General features: G+C 67.9%; 16 protein-coding genes. 12 read left to right on the top strand and 4 right to left on the bottom strand.

Annotated features, from left to right (window positions below; all coding sequences use genetic code 11):
- The coding region (gene lpdA / locus FKV24_RS08225) for a dihydrolipoyl dehydrogenase (protein ID WP_141482028.1) at positions 1 to 1,405 on the top strand (1,405 nt) is incomplete at its 5' end.
- A gap of 349 nt (positions 1,406 to 1,754) precedes the next feature.
- Here the strand turns inward: lpdA and FKV24_RS08220 are convergent.
- Positions 1,755 to 1,961, bottom strand: coding sequence for a DUF2061 domain-containing protein (locus FKV24_RS08220; protein WP_111267580.1), 207 nt, complete (start codon positions 1,959 to 1,961; stop codon positions 1,755 to 1,757).
- A gap of 204 nt (positions 1,962 to 2,165) precedes the next feature.
- Here FKV24_RS08220 and FKV24_RS08215 point away from each other — a divergent pair, with 204 nt between their 5' ends.
- The 9 genes from FKV24_RS08215 to FKV24_RS08175 all read left to right on the top strand — a co-directional run bounded on the left by FKV24_RS08215 (position 2,166) and on the right by FKV24_RS08175 (position 9,495).
- Positions 2,166 to 2,531, top strand: a complete 366-nt coding sequence (locus tag FKV24_RS08215; protein ID WP_223250180.1) for an ATP synthase subunit I — start codon at positions 2,166 to 2,168, stop codon at positions 2,529 to 2,531.
- 51 nt (positions 2,532 to 2,582) lie between these two features.
- A complete protein-coding gene (atpB, locus tag FKV24_RS08210) occupies positions 2,583 to 3,380 on the top strand; it encodes a F0F1 ATP synthase subunit A (protein ID WP_111267578.1) in 798 nt (265 codons plus the stop codon).
- 79 nt (positions 3,381 to 3,459) lie between these two features.
- Positions 3,460 to 3,756: a F0F1 ATP synthase subunit C gene (atpE, locus tag FKV24_RS08205; protein ID WP_111267577.1), complete on the top strand. Its 297-nt coding sequence runs from the start codon at positions 3,460 to 3,462 to the stop codon at positions 3,754 to 3,756.
- Positions 3,757 to 3,867: 111 nt separating this feature from the next.
- Positions 3,868 to 4,338 carry a F0F1 ATP synthase subunit B gene (locus FKV24_RS08200; protein WP_111267576.1) on the top strand — a complete coding sequence of 157 codons (471 nt, stop codon included), beginning with the start codon at positions 3,868 to 3,870 and terminating at the stop codon, positions 4,336 to 4,338.
- Between the two features lie 17 nt (positions 4,339 to 4,355).
- Positions 4,356 to 4,883: a F0F1 ATP synthase subunit delta gene (locus FKV24_RS08195; protein WP_141482027.1), complete on the top strand. Its 528-nt coding sequence runs from the start codon at positions 4,356 to 4,358 to the stop codon at positions 4,881 to 4,883.
- A 55-nt stretch (positions 4,884 to 4,938) separates the two neighbouring features.
- Entirely contained in the window at positions 4,939 to 6,489 is a 1,551-nt protein-coding gene (gene atpA, locus FKV24_RS08190; protein ID WP_111267574.1) for a F0F1 ATP synthase subunit alpha, read from the top strand.
- A gap of 69 nt (positions 6,490 to 6,558) precedes the next feature.
- Complete coding sequence (gene atpG, locus FKV24_RS08185) at positions 6,559 to 7,422, top strand: F0F1 ATP synthase subunit gamma (protein WP_111267573.1); 864 nt, start codon at positions 6,559 to 6,561, stop codon at positions 7,420 to 7,422.
- A 105-nt stretch (positions 7,423 to 7,527) separates the two neighbouring features.
- Positions 7,528 to 8,955 (top strand): F0F1 ATP synthase subunit beta, encoded by a 1,428-nt coding sequence (gene atpD, locus FKV24_RS08180; protein ID WP_111267572.1) that lies wholly within the window; start codon positions 7,528 to 7,530, stop codon positions 8,953 to 8,955.
- A gap of 114 nt (positions 8,956 to 9,069) precedes the next feature.
- On the top strand, positions 9,070 to 9,495 hold the full coding sequence (locus FKV24_RS08175; protein ID WP_111267571.1) for a F0F1 ATP synthase subunit epsilon: 426 nt from the start codon (positions 9,070 to 9,072) through the stop codon (positions 9,493 to 9,495).
- 98 nt (positions 9,496 to 9,593) lie between these two features.
- Here FKV24_RS08175 and FKV24_RS08170 read toward each other — a convergent pair whose 3' ends face one another.
- Entirely contained in the window at positions 9,594 to 9,977 is a 384-nt protein-coding gene (locus FKV24_RS08170) for a GtrA family protein (protein ID WP_141482026.1), read from the bottom strand.
- A 181-nt stretch (positions 9,978 to 10,158) separates the two neighbouring features.
- On the opposite strand from FKV24_RS08170, the gene glmU reads away from it, so the two are divergent.
- Both glmU and FKV24_RS08160 read left to right on the top strand, forming a co-directional pair.
- A complete protein-coding gene (glmU, locus tag FKV24_RS08165; RefSeq protein WP_141482025.1) occupies positions 10,159 to 11,541 on the top strand; it encodes a bifunctional UDP-N-acetylglucosamine diphosphorylase/glucosamine-1-phosphate N-acetyltransferase GlmU in 1,383 nt (460 codons plus the stop codon).
- A 152-nt stretch (positions 11,542 to 11,693) separates the two neighbouring features.
- Positions 11,694 to 12,650, top strand: coding sequence for a right-handed parallel beta-helix repeat-containing protein (locus FKV24_RS08160; protein WP_249040962.1), 957 nt, complete (start codon positions 11,694 to 11,696; stop codon positions 12,648 to 12,650).
- A 32-nt stretch (positions 12,651 to 12,682) separates the two neighbouring features.
- Here FKV24_RS08160 and FKV24_RS08155 read toward each other — a convergent pair whose 3' ends face one another.
- Together FKV24_RS08155 and FKV24_RS08150 are read right to left on the bottom strand one after the other, a co-directional pair.
- Positions 12,683 to 13,954 (bottom strand): sensor histidine kinase, encoded by a 1,272-nt coding sequence (locus FKV24_RS08155; protein ID WP_211371821.1) that lies wholly within the window; start codon positions 13,952 to 13,954, stop codon positions 12,683 to 12,685.
- Between the two features lie 62 nt (positions 13,955 to 14,016).
- Positions 14,017 to 15,363, bottom strand: a complete 1,347-nt coding sequence (locus FKV24_RS08150; protein ID WP_141482023.1) for a sigma-54-dependent transcriptional regulator — start codon at positions 15,361 to 15,363, stop codon at positions 14,017 to 14,019.
- Positions 15,364 to 15,396: the final 33 nt, after the last annotated feature.

Below are 15,396 nucleotides of genomic sequence, written 5' to 3'. Positions count from 1 at the left end.
CGGCTCCGGCCCCGGCGGCTACACCGCCGCCTTCCGCGCCGCCGATCTGGGCCTGGATACCGTGCTGGTCGAACGCTACCCGACCCTGGGCGGCGTCTGCCTCAACGTCGGCTGCATTCCGTCCAAGGCGCTGCTGCATGCCGCCGCGCTGATCGACGAGGCCTCGCATTCGTCGACGATCGGCATCGACTTCGGCAAACCGAAGATCGACCTCGACACCCTGCGCGGCTTCAAGCAGGACAAGGTGGTCGGCCAGTTCACCAAGGGCCTGGCCGGGATGGCGAAGCAGCGCAAGGTACGCACCGTGCAGGGCGTGGGCCGGTTCCTGTCGCCGAACGAGATGGAGATCGCCGACGCCGACGGCAACACCCGGGTGCTGCGCTTCGAGCAGTGCATCATCGCCGCCGGCTCGCAGGCGGTGAAGCTGCCGAACTTCCCGTGGGACGATCCGCGGGTGATGGATTCGACCGATGCGCTGGAGCTGGCCGAGGTGCCCAAGCGTCTGCTGGTCGTCGGTGGCGGCATCATCGGCCTGGAGATGGCGACCGTCTATCGCGCGCTGGGCAGCGAGGTCACCGTGGTCGAATTCATGGACCAGCTGATGCCGGGCGCCGACAAGGACTTGGTCAAGCCGCTCGCCGACCGCCTGAAGAAGCAGGGCGTGAGCGTGCACCTGAAGACCAAGGCGGCCCGGGTCGAGGCGGCGAAGAAGGGCATCACCGTGCACTTCGAGAGCGCCGACGCGGGCCAGAAGCCGGCGCTGGAATCCGGCACCTGGGACCGCGTGCTGGTCGCGGTCGGCCGCGCGCCCAACGGCGGCAGGATCGACGCCGACAAGGCCGGCGTGCAGGTCACCGAGCGCGGCTTCATTCCGGTCGATCGGCAGATGCGCACCAATGTGCCGCACATCTTCGCGATCGGCGATCTGGTCGGGCAGCCGATGCTCGCGCACAAGGCGACCCACGAGGGCAAGCTCGCCGCCGAGGTCGCCGCTGGCGAGAAGAAGGAGTGGGTCGCGCGGGTGATCCCGTCGGTGGCCTATACCGATCCGGAAATCGCATGGGTCGGCGTCACCGAAACCGAGGCCAAGGCCAAGGGATTGAAGATCGGCGTCGGCAAGTTCCCGTGGGTGGCCTCGGCACGCGCGGTGGGGATCGGCCGCGGCGAGGGTTTCACCAAGCTGGTCTTCGACGAGGCGACCCATCGGATCATCGGCGCCGGCATCGCCGGCGTGCATGCCGGCGACCTGATCTCCGAGCTGGCGCTGGCGATCGAGATGGGCTGCGAGGCGGCCGACATCGGCCACACCGTGCATCCGCATCCGACCCTGGGTGAGACCGTGGCGATGGCCGCCGAGGTCTACGAGGGCACGATCACCGACCTGTACATCCCCAAGCGCAAGTAGCCGGAGCGGTTCCGCAGCGCGCCGTTCCGCAGGAGCGGCGCCGAATGGCGGCCAGCGCCCGCGATCCGGTCGAAACGGGCGTGGAATGCCCCGGCCCGGTCCGCCCCACGCCGTAGGAGCGGCGTGAGCCGCGATTGGGTGGGGCGGTCGCGGTGTGTGCGATGCCTGCGCGTCGCGCGGGCGCCGGACAGACAGAAGCCCCGGCATGCCGGGGCTTCTGCTTTGAGGCCACCGCGGTTCAGGCCTTTGACGAGGAAGTAGTGGCGGGGCGCTCGCAGGGTATGACCGCGCCGACGCACTTTGGTTCCCGGCGCTGCGCCGCACGTGCCGATCCGCGCGGCGGCGATGGTCAGCCGGCGAGCATTCCGGTGGAGGGCGGGCCGCGGCGGGCCTCGAGCCGCTTCCAGACCTTCTCGTGCAGGTGGAAGGCGACGGTGTTCAAGGCCGGCTCGACCAGGGCCAGGGCGCCGCCCACCAGCACGCTGCCGGTCATCAGATAGCCGACGCTGAAGGCGACGCTGAAATGCACTGCGGCGAAGCTGAGGGTCTTGCCCATGACGGCGGCCTTTAATGAGAATGGTTCTCAATAATCACCAAGCGCGGGCCGGATGTCCAACCGAAAACCGCGTTCGGGCCGATAGCCGGGGGCTATCCCGGCCGGTGGCCGGTGCGCACTTGTGGCGGTTGCTGGAGGGCGGTCCTCAATCTATACTCTCGGGGCTCACCCGGGCGTTTTTCTCCAAATACAACCGAGTCCCGCGTGTACGATCCCTTGCAAGCAGGCCATCGCCTGGCGCGCCGCAGCGCTGCCTGGCAGGCCGGAACAACGGCGCTGTTGGCTCTGATGTTCCTGCTGCAGGGGGTTCCGCACGCCCTCTCGGCGCTGGTTGGAGGCGCGTCCATGCTGGCTGGCGGGGCGGTCGCGGCACGACTCATGGTCGGCGGCGGCGTCCAGGCCGCGGCGGGGGTGATGATCCGCTGGTTCGCCGGTGCGGTCATCAAATGGGTGTTGGTGGTCGTGGTGCTGGCGCTGGGGCTGCTGTTGTGGCGCCTGCCGCCGGTTCCGATGCTGCTGGGCGTGATTGTCAGCCTGGTCGCACAGATGCTGGCGATGAGCCGGCGCTGACCCGGCCGGCAGCTCCAAATTCATTTCACTTCAATCCAGGATTCAGGATAAATGGCGGGCGAGGCAGAACTGACTCCCACCGGGTATATCAACCACCACTTGCACAACCTGACCACGTCGGTTGGCGAGGGCGGCTTCTGGACCCTCCACCTGGATACGCTCATCACCGCGGTGCTGATGGGCCTGTTGATCGTTGTCGCATTCTGGGCCGCGACCCGCAAGGCCACCTCGGGCGTGCCGGGCAAGTGGCAGGCCTTCGTCGAGATCTGCCTGGAGTTCGTCGACAAGCAGGCGCGCGACACCTACCACGGTCCGAGCAAGCTGGTGACGCCGATCGCGATCACCCTGTTCTTCTGGATCCTGATGATGAACCTGCTGAAGATGATCCCGGCAGACTTCATCGCCAAGCCGCTCGAACTGCTCGGCGTGCATTACTGGAAGCCGGTCCCGACCGCCGACGTCAACGCGACCCTCGGCATGTCGATCAGCGTGTTCTTCCTGATGCTGTTCTTCGCCATCCGCGCCAAGGGCTTCGGTGGTTTCACCAAGGAATTCCTGACCGCCCCGTTCGGCAAGTGGATGATGCCGTTCAACCTGATCCTGAACATCGTCGAGTGGCTGAGCAAGCCGATCTCGCTGGCGATGCGACTGTTCGGCAACATGTTCGGCGGCGAGATCGTGTTCCTGCTGATCTGGGTGCTCGGCGGCGCCGGCATCCTCGGTGCCCTCGCAGGCGGCGCGTTCGGCCTGGGCTGGATGCTGTTCCACCTGCTGGTGATCCCGCTGCAGGCATTCATCTTCATGATGCTGTCCATCGTGTACCTGAGCCTGTCGGAAGACGCGCACTGACCGCCGGCCAGACCGCAACAAACTCCAGTTTCACCCTTCCACCCTTAAGCAACACAACAAAACCCGTTCGGAGAAAACCATGGAAATTCTTGCCCACCTCGCTCAAGTCCAGGCTTCCACCGTGCTGGCCGTCGGCATCATGATCGGTCTGGCTGCGCTGGGTGCGGGTCTCGGTCTGGCGATCATGGCCGGCAAGTTCCTCGAGTCCGCCGCGCGTCAGCCGGAGCTGATCCCGGTCCTGCAGGTCCGCATGTTCATCACCGCCGGCCTGATCGACGCCGCGTTCATCATCAGCGTCGCCGTCGGCCTGCTGCTGGCCTTCGCCAACCCGCTGGCCTCCGCGCTGCTGGCCGAAGCCGCGAAGGTCGCCGGCTAAGCACCGGTTGAGCGTGTCGCACCGGGTGCCCTGCGCGGGTACCCGGTGCGGAGATGAAGGGTCGGCGCCGTCGGTGCCGTTCGCCCCATTCCATCTGGCAGAGCCTTACGTATGAGCATCAACCTGACCCTATTCGCCCAGGCGCTGGCATTTGCCGGCTTGATCTGGATCATCGCGACCAAGATCTGGCCGCCGCTGCTCAACGCCATCGAGGAGCGCCAGAAGAAGATCGCCGAGGGCCTGGCCGCCGCCGATCTGAGCCAGAAGCACCTGGCCCAGGCCCAGGAAAAGATCGACGCGGAGCTGCGTGCGGCCCGTACCAAGGCCAACGAGATCATCGAGCAGGCGCATCAGCGCGCCAATCAGATCGTCGATCAGGCCAAGAACGAGGCAATCACCGAAGCCGCCCGCCAGAAGGCGCTGGCCGAGGACGAGATCGCCGCGGCCGCCAACCGTGCCCGCGAGGACCTGCGCAAGCAGGTGTCCGCGCTGGCCGTCAGCGGTGCCGAGAAGCTGATCCGCCGCGAGATCGACGCCGCCGCCCACAAGGCGCTGCTCGACGAACTCGCGGCCGAGATCTGAGCAGGGAAGGCTGAGCGATGACCCAGGCCCTGACTCTCGCCCGACCCTACGCCCGCGCGGCGTTCCAGCTGGCCCGCGAGGCCGGCCGTGCCGCCGACTGGTCGCAGGCGCTGGCGTTCGCCGCCCGCGTCGCCGCGGACCCGCAGGCGCATGCGCTGCTGGGCCACCCCCAGCTGGGCGAGGCCGATGCCGTCGCCCTGCTGGCTCCGGACGGCGCGGACGACACCTTCAAGCGCTTCCTCGGTCTGCTGGTGAGCAACCACCGCGCCGCCCTGCTTCCGGAAGTCGCCGGTCTCTACGAGGACCTGCGCGCCGAGGCCGACCGCGTGGTCAACGCCAGGGTGACCTCCGCCAGCGAATTGCCGGTGTCCGAGCTGGAGTCGATCAAGGCTGCGCTCAAGCGCCGTTTCGGCCGCGAGGTCGAGGTCAGCACCGCGGTCGATCCGACCCTGATCGGCGGCGCGGTGATCGACGCCGGCGACGTGGTCATCGACGGCTCGCTCCGCGGCAAGCTCGCGCGCCTGCAGACGCAGCTCGCCCAGTAACCGAATTCACGTACACGCATTCACTCCGGTTTTGGCCGGATCAAGGGAACCACCCATGGCAACCACCCAGCTCAACCCGTCCGAAATCAGCGAACTGATCAAGACCCGCATCGACCAGGTCAAGCTGACCGCCGAGGCGCGCAACGAAGGCACCGTTACCTCGGTGTCCGACGGCATCGTGCGCATCTACGGTCTGGCCGACGTGATGCAGGGCGAAATGATCGAACTGCCAGGCAACACCTACGCGCTGGCGCTGAACCTGGAGCGCGACTCCGTCGGCGCGGTGGTCCTGGGTGACTACGAGCACCTGCGCGAGGGCGACGTCGCCAAGACCACCGGCCGCATCCTCGAGGTGCCGGTCGGCCGCGAACTGCTCGGCCGCGTGGTCAACGCGCTGGGCGAGCCGATCGACGGCAAGGGTCCGATCAATGCCGCGCAGACCGCGCCGGTGGAGCGCGTCGCGCCGGGCGTGATCTGGCGCAAGTCGGTCGACCAGCCGGTCCAGACCGGTTACAAGTCGGTCGACTCGATGATCCCGATCGGCCGCGGCCAGCGCGAGCTGGTCATCGGCGACCGCCAGACCGGCAAGACCGCGCTGGCGATCGACGCGATCATCAATCAGAAGGACACCGGCATCAAGTGCATCTACGTCGCGATCGGCCAGAAGGCCAGCTCGGTCGCGAACGTGGTGCGCAAGCTGGAAGAGAACGGCGCGCTGGCGCACACCATCGTGGTCGCCGCGACCGCGTCCGAGTCGGCCGCGATGCAGTACATCTCCGCCTACTCCGGCTGCACCATGGGCGAGTTCTTCATGGATCGCGGCGAAGACGCGCTGATCGTGTACGACGACCTGTCCAAGCAGGCCGTCGCCTACCGCCAGATCTCGCTGCTGCTGAAGCGTCCGCCGGGCCGCGAGGCCTACCCGGGCGACGTGTTCTACCTGCACAGCCGCCTGCTCGAGCGCGCCGCCCGCGTCTCCGCCGACTACGTCGAGAAGTTCACCAACGGCGAGGTCAAGGGCCAGACCGGTTCGCTGACCGCGCTGCCGATCATCGAGACCCAGGCCGGCGACGTCTCCGCGTTCGTGCCGACCAACGTGATCTCGATCACCGACGGCCAGATCTTCCTGGAGACCGACCTGTTCAACGCCGGCATCCGCCCGGCCGTGAACGCCGGCATCTCGGTGTCGCGCGTCGGTGGCGCGGCCCAGACCAAGATCATCAAGAAGCTGTCGGGCGGCATCCGCATCTCGCTCGCCCAGTACCGTGAGCTGGCCGCGTTCGCGCAGTTCGCCTCGGACCTGGACGAAGCCACCCGCAAGCAGCTCGAGCGCGGCCAGCGCGTCACCGAGCTGATGAAGCAGCGCCAGTACGCGCCGATGTCCATCGCGATGCAGGCGCTGTCGATCTACGCCGTCAACGAGGGCTACCTGGACGACGTTCCGGTCAACAAGATCGGCGCCTTCGAGGACGGTCTGCACGCCCACTTCGTCAACACCAAGGGCGAGCTGGTCGATCAGGTCAACTCGACCGGCGGCTGGAACGACGACATCGAGGGCGCCTTCAAGAAGGGCATCGAAGAGTTCAAGTCGACCGGTACCTGGTAACAGGCGCAGGACACAACGGACGGCCCGCGGCGCGGGCCCGGCCCCAGCAGCGACAACAGCGAGCGATACATGGCAGGCGGACGCGAAATCAAATCCAAGATCAAGAGCGTGCAGAACACCCGCAAGGTGACGCGCGCGCTCGAGATGGTCTCGGCTTCCAAGATCCGGAAGGCGCAGGACCGGATGCGCGCCTCGCGGCCGTACGCGCGGGTGATGAAGCAGGTGATCGGTCATCTGGCGCAGGCCAATACCGACTATCAGCATCCGTTCCTGCAGGAGCGCGAGCAGATCAAGCGGGTCGGCTACATCATCGTCTCCTCCGATCGCGGCCTGGCCGGCGGCCTGAACAACAACATGTTCCGCAAGCTGCTGGCCGAGTTCCGCGGCTGGCAGGAGAAGGGCGTCGAGATCGACGTGGTGACGATCGGCCAGAAGGCTTCGGTCTACTTCCGCCGCCTCAAGGTCAACATGGTCGGCTCGGTGACCCATCTGGGCGACACCCCCAAGCTCGAGCAGATCGTCGGCGTGGTCAAGGTGATGCTGGACGGCTACAGCGACGGCAACCTCGATCGCGTGTTCGTCTGCTACAACGACTTCGTCAACACCATGACCCAGCGGGCGACCTTCGACCAGCTGCTGCCGCTGCCGAAGTCGGAAGAGCAGGTCGCCAAGCACGACTGGGACTACATCTACGAGCCCGGCCCGCAGGATGTGCTGGACATGGTGCTGACCCGCTACGTCGAGTCGCTGGTGTATCAGGCGGTGCTGGAGAATGTGGCTTCCGAGCACGCCGCGCGCATGGTCGCGATGAAGGCGGCTTCGGACAACGCCAGCAAGCTGATCGACACCCTGCAGCTGGTCTACAACAAGGCCCGCCAGGCGGCGATCACCCAGGAAATCTCCGAGATCGTCGGTGGCGCCGCCGCTGTTTGACGAAACCCTATGTGGGAGCGGCGTGTGCCGCGGCCTGCAAACCACCAAGCGGTCGCGGCTGACGCCGCTCTTACAACAAGATTTGAGAGTTCAGAGGAAACAACCATGAGCCAGGGCAAGATCGTTCAGATCATCGGTGCCGTCGTCGACGTCGAGTTCCCGCGCGCCGAAGTACCGAAGGTGTACGACGCGCTGAAGGTCGAGAACACCGCCATCACGCTGGAAGTCCAGCAGCAGCTCGGTGACGGCGTTGTCCGCACGATCGCCCTCGGTTCGACCGACGGCCTGAAGCGCAACCTGGTCGCCACCAACACCGGTCGCGCGATCTCGGTCCCGGTCGGCGCCGGCACCCTGGGCCGCATCATGGACGTGCTCGGCAACCCGATCGACGAGGCCGGTCCGGTCGAGGCCAGCGATGCCTGGGAAATCCACCGCAGCGCCCCGAGCTTCGACGAGCAGGCCTCGGCCACCGAGCTGCTGGAAACCGGCATCAAGGTCATCGACCTGATGTGTCCGTTCGCGAAGGGCGGCAAGGTCGGCCTGTTCGGCGGCGCCGGCGTCGGCAAGACCGTCAACATGATGGAGCTGATCAACAACATCGCCAAGGCGCACTCGGGCCTGTCCGTGTTCGCCGGCGTGGGCGAGCGTACCCGCGAGGGCAACGACTTCTACCACGAGATGATCGAGTCGGGCGTCGTCAACCAGGACAATCCGAAGGAGTCCAAGGTGGCGATGGTCTACGGCCAGATGAACGAGCCGCCGGGCAACCGTCTGCGCGTGGCGCTGACCGGCCTGACCATGGCCGAGTACTTCCGCGACGAGAAGGACGCCAGCGGCAAGGGCAAGGACGTGCTGCTGTTCGTCGACAACATCTACCGCTACACCCTGGCCGGTACCGAAGTGTCGGCGCTGCTGGGCCGCATGCCGTCGGCGGTGGGCTACCAGCCGACCCTGGCCGAGGAAATGGGCGTCCTGCAGGAGCGCATCACCTCGACCAAGACCGGTTCGATCACCTCGATCCAGGCCGTGTACGTGCCCGCGGACGATCTGACCGATCCGTCGCCGGCGACCACCTTCGCCCACCTGGACTCGACCGTGACCCTGTCGCGTTCGATCGCCTCGCTGGGCATCTATCCGGCGGTGGATCCGCTGGATTCGACCAGCCGCCAGATGGACCCCAACGTCATCGGCCACGAGCATTACGACACCGCCCAGCGCGTCCAGCAGACCCTGCAGAAGTACAAGGAGCTGAAGGACATCATCGCGATCCTGGGCATGGACGAGCTGTCGGAAGAGGACAAGCAGGCCGTGTCGCGCGCGCGCAAGATCGAGCGCTTCTTCAGCCAGCCGTTCCACGTCGCCGAGGTGTTCACCGGCTCGCCGGGCAAGTACGTGTCGCTGAAGGACACCATCCGCGGCTTCAAGGGCATCGTCGATGGCGAGTACGACCACCTGCCGGAGCAGGCGTTCTACATGGTCGGTACCATCGAGGACGCGGTCGAGAAGGGCAACAAGATGATCGAGAAGGCCTGACCGGTTTTCTCTCCCGTCCGCGGGAGAGAACCAGGGTGAAGGCATTGCTGCCCGCACCCTCACTCCTGCCCTCTCTCGTCTGCGAGAGAGGGGGAATCGGAAGAGAAGCGAGTTATGAGTACCACGATCCGTTGCGACATCGTCAGCGCCGAGAGCGAGATCTTCCACGGTGAGGCCGAGCTGGTCGTCGCCACCGGCGAGATGGGCGAGCTGGGCATCGCGCCCAAGCACGCGCCGCTGATCACCCGGCTCAAGCCCGGCAAGGTCGTGGTGACCCTGCCCGGCGGCGAGAAGCTCGACTTCGCGATTTCCGGCGGTCTGCTGGAGGTGCAGCCGCAGGTGGTGACCGTGCTGGCCGACACCGCGATCCGCGCCGAGGACATCGACGAGGCCGCGGTGCGTTCGGCGAAGGAAGAGGCCGAGCGCATCCTCGCCCATCGCGGCGAGCAGATGGAGATCGCCGAGGCCCAGGCCAAGCTCGCCGAGGCGATGGCGCAGCTGCAGGCGCTGGAGCGTCTGCGCCGCAACATGAAGCACTGACGGCGGGCGGCGTCAGCCGCCTGTCCGAGCGAAAGACGCCGGCCCCGTGCCGGCGTTTTTTGTGCCCGAGCGTCCGACAAGGGGAGGGCGACGCGGCGCTAGCGGCGATAGACCCAGTGACGCGAGACCACGAATCCGACCATTGCGAGCAGGGCCTCGACCGGCAGCTTGGCCATCCAGGCCCATTTGAGCCCCAGTTGGGCGTCGATCGTGGTCATCGCGGCGGTGCTGACCGCGGTCGTGCACAGCCACATGGCGATGAACCGGCCGAGCTGGCGACCGCCGACCCGGGTATCGTCGCCGGCGAAGGTGATCCGGCCGTTCAACCAGAATCCCAGCAGCGCGCCGCTGACGCGCCCGCCGATGTTGGCGGCGACCATGGGGACGCCGGCATGGCTGAGCATGACCATCACCGCCCAGTCGACCAGCCACTGGATGCCGCCGATGATCAGGTAGTGCCGCGACTGCCTGAAGAGGGTCATGGCGCGGATCGGATCCGCCAGGCGCGGGTTTGCCGGGCGCAGGGTCCATCGGACCGGCGCGGCAGCGCTACCGGACGGTGTCGGGCGGACGGGATGAAGACCGGCATCGCGGGAGCATAGCAGGGCGACGATCGCTAGAATGCAGGGTCCGATATCGAGTTGCGAATACGCCGGAGCCCGCATGAGCGCACCCCTGCACGTCGTCATCCTCGCCGCCGGCGAGGGCAAGCGCATGAAGTCCGCGGTGCCGAAGGTGCTGCAGAAGATCGCCGGAAGGCCGATGCTGGGGCACGTGATCGATACCGCGCGCGCGCTGGCGCCGGCCGGCATCCACGTCGTCTACGGCCATGGCGGCGAACAGGTGCGCGCGGCCTTCGCCGACGATGGCGAGCTGTCGTGGAGCGAGCAGAGCGAGCGCCTGGGCACCGGTCACGCGGTGCAGCAGGCGATGCCGGACGTGCCGCAGGACGCGCGGGTGCTGGTGCTGTACGGCGACGTGCCGCTGATCACCGCCGACACCCTGCGGCGGCTGCTGGACGCGCCGGGGCGGGTCGCGGTGCTGGTCGCCGATCTCGACGATCCGACCGGCTACGGCCGCATCGTCCGCAATGCCGAGGGCAACGTCGCCCGCATCGTCGAGCACAAGGACGCCGACGACGAGCAGCGCGAGATCCGCACCGTCAACACCGGCATCCTGGTCGCCGACGGCGAGCCGCTGCGGCGCTGGCTCGACCGCCTGGACAACGACAACGCCCAGGGCGAGTACTACCTGACCGACGTGTTCACCTCCGCGGCGGCGGAGTTCAACGCCGCCGAGATGGTGCATGTCGCGACCCCGGTCGAGGTCGAGGGCGCCAACGATCCCTGGCAGCTGTCCCAGCTTGAGCGCGCATTCCAGTTGCGTGCGGCGCGTGCGCTGTGCGTCGCCGGCGCGCGCCTGGCCGATCCGGTGCGCTGCGACATCCGCGGCGAGGTCAGCGTCGGGCGCGACGTCGAGATCGATGTCGACGTGGTGTTCGAGGGCCGGGTCGAACTGGCCGACGGCGTCCGGATCGGTCCGTTCTGCCGGCTCAAGGACGTGCGCCTCGGACCGGGCACCCAGGTCCACGCGCACTGCGACCTGGAGGGAGCGGTGGTCGAGGGCGCGGCGGCGATCGGGCCGTATGCGCGCCTGCGTCCGGGCACCGTGCTCGCCGACGGCGCGCGTATCGGCAACTTCGTCGAGACCAAGAACGCGCGCCTGGGCGTCGGCAGCAAGGCCAATCATCTCAGTTACCTCGGCGATGCCGACATCGGCGCCGGAGTCAACGTCGGCGCCGGCACCATCACCTGCAACTACGACGGGGTGAACAAGTCGAAGACGGTGATCGGCGATGGCGCCTTCATCGGTTCCAACAGCTCGCTGGTCGCGCCGGTCACGATCGGCGCCCGGGCCACCATCGCTGCCGGCTCGGTGATTACCCGGCCGGCGCCGGAGGGTCAGTTGACCGTTGCGCGGGCCCGGCAGAGCGTCGTCGAGGGCTGGCAGCGGCCGGTGAAGCGGGCACGCCAGGACCAGGAATGACCGCACTGGCGCGGCCGTCTACGCCGCGCGACTCCGCCTTCCCCGCGTTGCCGCCGGGCGGGTCCGCGGTGTGGGGCGGGCACGATGGCGCGCCGATCTCGCACGACCCCCCATCGCAAGGCGGGACGACCGGGGCACATCGACGCTTGGCCATGAGCGCGATGGTCCTGGGGACGTTGCTGTTGTGCGCGCTGCCGGGCAGCGTGCAGGCGGCATTCCGTCTGTACCTGTCGGCCGACGGCGACGATGCCCGCGACGGCAGGCGCGCGGCGACCGCGATCCGGACGCTGTCCCGTGCCGACCGTCTGCTGCACCGCTACTCGCCGAAGGAAGAGGTCGAGATACTGATCGCGCCCGGCCTCTATCTCGACCAGCAGGTGCGCTGGACCTATCTCAACGGCTACCGGATCAGCTTCATGCCGATGCCGGACGCATCCGGGCGCGCGGTGTTCGACGGGCGCGGCGATGGCACCTGGTTCCAGCTCAGAAGCGGCTCCGGCGCATCCAAACTGCGCTTCCGCGGTCTGACGGTGACCCGCTACTGGTTGGGGATCGACCTCGTCGGAGACCGCGACGACCCCGGGCGGTGGAATGCGGGCAACGAGCTCGACGGCATGCACTTCCTGCGGATCGGCAACAAGTACCCTTCCACGGGCGGGCGCTATTCGTATGCCGCGGTACGGCTGGTCAACTCGCGATCGAACCTGATCGTCGGCAACGTGTTCGAGAAGATCGAGAACGTCGAGGCCCGGTCCGGCTATGTGCACGCGATCTACGCCGCGCACCACTCGCGGTGGAACCGGATCGAGAACAACGCCTTCATCGATGTCAGCGGCGATGCGATCCGCACCCGCGATGCCTCGAACGGCAACCGGATCATTGGCAACAGCTTTGTGCGCGCCGGCAAGTACGCCGCCTATTCGGACTGGTTCTGCACCCGCAACTGCGGTCTGTTCCGCCACGAGTGCCCTTCGGTTTCCAACGTCTTCCGCGACAACCGCGTCCAGGACGGCTACCACGGGGCGCTGGCGGCGACCCGGGCGTTCGGGCCGGACGATGCCTGCGGCGCACCCGGACAGGCGAGAATCATCGAGGTGCGCTCGCCGTAACCGCCCCGAGACGGGAGGCCCGGCGGAGACGTTCAGCCGCGCGCATCGTGCGCGCTGGAAAAATACAGCGACACGCACAGCCCGCCGTTCTCGCGGTTGAGCAGGGCGATGCGGCCGCCATGGGCCTCGGCGATCTCGCGCGCCAGGGCCAGGCCGAGGCCGGTGCCGTTGCGCTTGGTCGAATAGAACGGCAGCAGCGCATTGGCCAGCACCGCCTCGTTCATGCCGCTGCCGCGATCGAGCACGTCGACGCGCCAGGCGTCGGGCAGGCGCCGCAGGGACAGCCTCACGTCCTCCGGCGCGGAGCCGGATTCGTGCGCGTTCTTGAGCAGGTTGAGCAGGCACTGTTCGAGCTGGGCGGCGTCGACGCTGATTCCGCCTTCGTCCGGCACACCCTCGGCCTGGAACGGCACCTGGGCCTGCAACTGGGCAACGAAGCGCCGCCACTCGATCGGCTGCAGGCGCGGTGCCGGCAGCTTGGCGAAGCGCGCGTAGTCGCGGATGAACCCTTCCAGGTGGCGTGCGCGCTCCTCGATCGTCGCCAGCGCCTGCGGTACCCGTTCGGTCTGGCCGCGCCGTAGCAGCTCGGCGCCGGAGTGCGCCAGCGACGCGATCGGCGCCAGCGAGTTGTTGAGCTCGTGGCTGATCACCCGGATCACCTTCTTCCAGGTCTGCACCTCCTGTCGGCGCAGTTCCGCGGTCAGCAGCCGCAGCATCACCAGTTCGTGGCGGCGTCCGTTGAGACGGAAGTGGCGCCGCGACAGATGGTAGATGTCCTCATTGTCCTCGTCGCCGACGGTGAACATGCCGTCGCCGCCGCGGGCCAGCGCCTCTCGCAGCGCCTCGGGCGCGCTGTCGACGATCGTGTCGAAGGCGTGGCCTTCGAGCCGGCGGCCATCGCCAAGCATCTTGCGCGCGGCCAGATTGCCGTGGACGACGCGTCCGCTGGGGTCGACCAACAGCATCGCGACCGGTGTGTTCTGGACCATGGTATCGAGCAGCAGTTCGCGCTGGACCAGCGCGTTGCGTTGCTCGCGCAGGGCGGCGCCGAGACGGTTGTGGGTTTCGACCAGCTCGCCCAGTTCGCCCTTGCCCTTCCAGTTCAGCCCGAAGCTGTAGTCGCCGTCGCGGTAGCTGGCCACGGTGCCGCTGAGCGCGCGGAACAGCGAGCGCATCGGCGCGAATGCGCGGCGCACGTGATAGATCAGCAAGGGCACCGGCAGCACGGTGGCCAGCGCCACCGCCATCCAGGTGTGCGGCAGCAGCCGCGACAGGCCCGCCGTCAGCAAGGCCGTCGCCAACATGTAGGCCACGGCGATGCCGGTGTAGATCAGGCTCAGCGGCAGACGGCGCCAGTCGAACATGCTCAGTCCCGCTTGATGCCCAGGCGCTCGAGCCGGCGATACAGCGCCTGCCGCGACAGCCCCAGGTCGCTGGCGGTCTGTGCCATCACCCCGTCGTTGCGTTCCAGCGCCGCCTCGATCGCGGCGCGATCGGGTTCGTCGCCGGAGTTGCCGCTGTTCGACGAGGCCGCGGCCGGGGGCGGCGGCAGGCCCAGGTCGGCGGCGGCCACGGTCTCGCCGCGGGCGAGCAGGGCGCCACGCTGGAGCGTGTTGCGCAGCTCGCGGACGTTGCCCGGCCAGGCGTGCGCGAGCAGCGCGCGCTCGGCGTCGGCCGACAGCGAGCGGCCGTCGGGAAGGAAGTGCCGGGCCAGCGGCAGGATGTCGTCGCCGCGCTCGGCCAGCGCCGGCACCTTCACCTCGATCGCGTTGAGGCGGTAGTACAGGTCCTCGCGGAACTGGCCGTCGCGGATCATCGCCGCCAGGTCGGCATTGGTCGCGCTGACCACGCGGACCCTGACGCTGCGCTCGCGGTTGCTGCCCAGGCGCTCGAAGCGCCCGGTTTCCAGCACCCGCAGCAGCTTGACCTGTCCGGCGGGGGGCAGGGTGCCGATCTCGTCCAGGAACAGGGTGCCGCCGTCGGCGGCCTCGAACTTGCCTTCGCGCGCCCGGCTGGCACCGGTGTAGGCACCGGCATCGGCGCCGAACAGCTCGGCCTCGATCAGTTCGCCGGGAATCGCGCCGCAATTGAGGGCGACGAACGGGCCGTCCTTGACCAGGGAGTTGGCGTGGACGATCTGCGCGTACTTTTCCTTGCCGGCGCCGTTCGGACCGGTGATCAGGATCGGCAGGTCGGAGCGCGCGACCTGGCAGGCCAGGGAGATCGCGCGTTCGCTGGCCGCGTCCGCATAGACGATGCCGCGCAGGTCGTATTCGGCCAGCGCGTCGCGCCGGCGCTTCTCGCTGCGGCGGTGGCGGGCCAGCTCGCGCCTCGTCTCCGACAGCTCCAGCAGGTTGTTGACCGTCGCCAGCAGCTTCTGGTCGTCCCAGGGCTTGCCCAGATAGTCGGCGGCGCCGGCGCGCACCAGCTCGACCGCGGACTCGAGGTGGGTCCAGGCGGTCAGCAGGATCACCGGCAGGTCGGGGTGGCGTTCGCGGATCGCGTGGAACAGCGCCACGCCCTCGTCGCCGGAGGTGGTGTCGGCGTGGAAATTCATGTCCTGCACCACCAGGTCGATCGCGTGCGACTGCAGCATCGCCAGGCCTTCGTCGGGGTCGCCCGCCGAGACGGCTTCGATGTCGTGCAGCGAGAACAGCGTTTCCAGCGCCGTGGCGACAGCGGGGTTGTCGTCGATGACGAGAACGGTGGGCATGGGGCAGGCGGGTCCATGGGGCCCTGCGTCCAT

It is taken from the genome of Marilutibacter maris, from assembly GCF_006546735.2.
In the GTDB taxonomy this organism is placed as follows: domain Bacteria; phylum Pseudomonadota; class Gammaproteobacteria; order Xanthomonadales; family Xanthomonadaceae; genus Marilutibacter; species Marilutibacter maris.
Note: the sequence above shows the minus strand (reverse complement) of the source record. Positions and strands in the feature narration are given on the sequence as shown.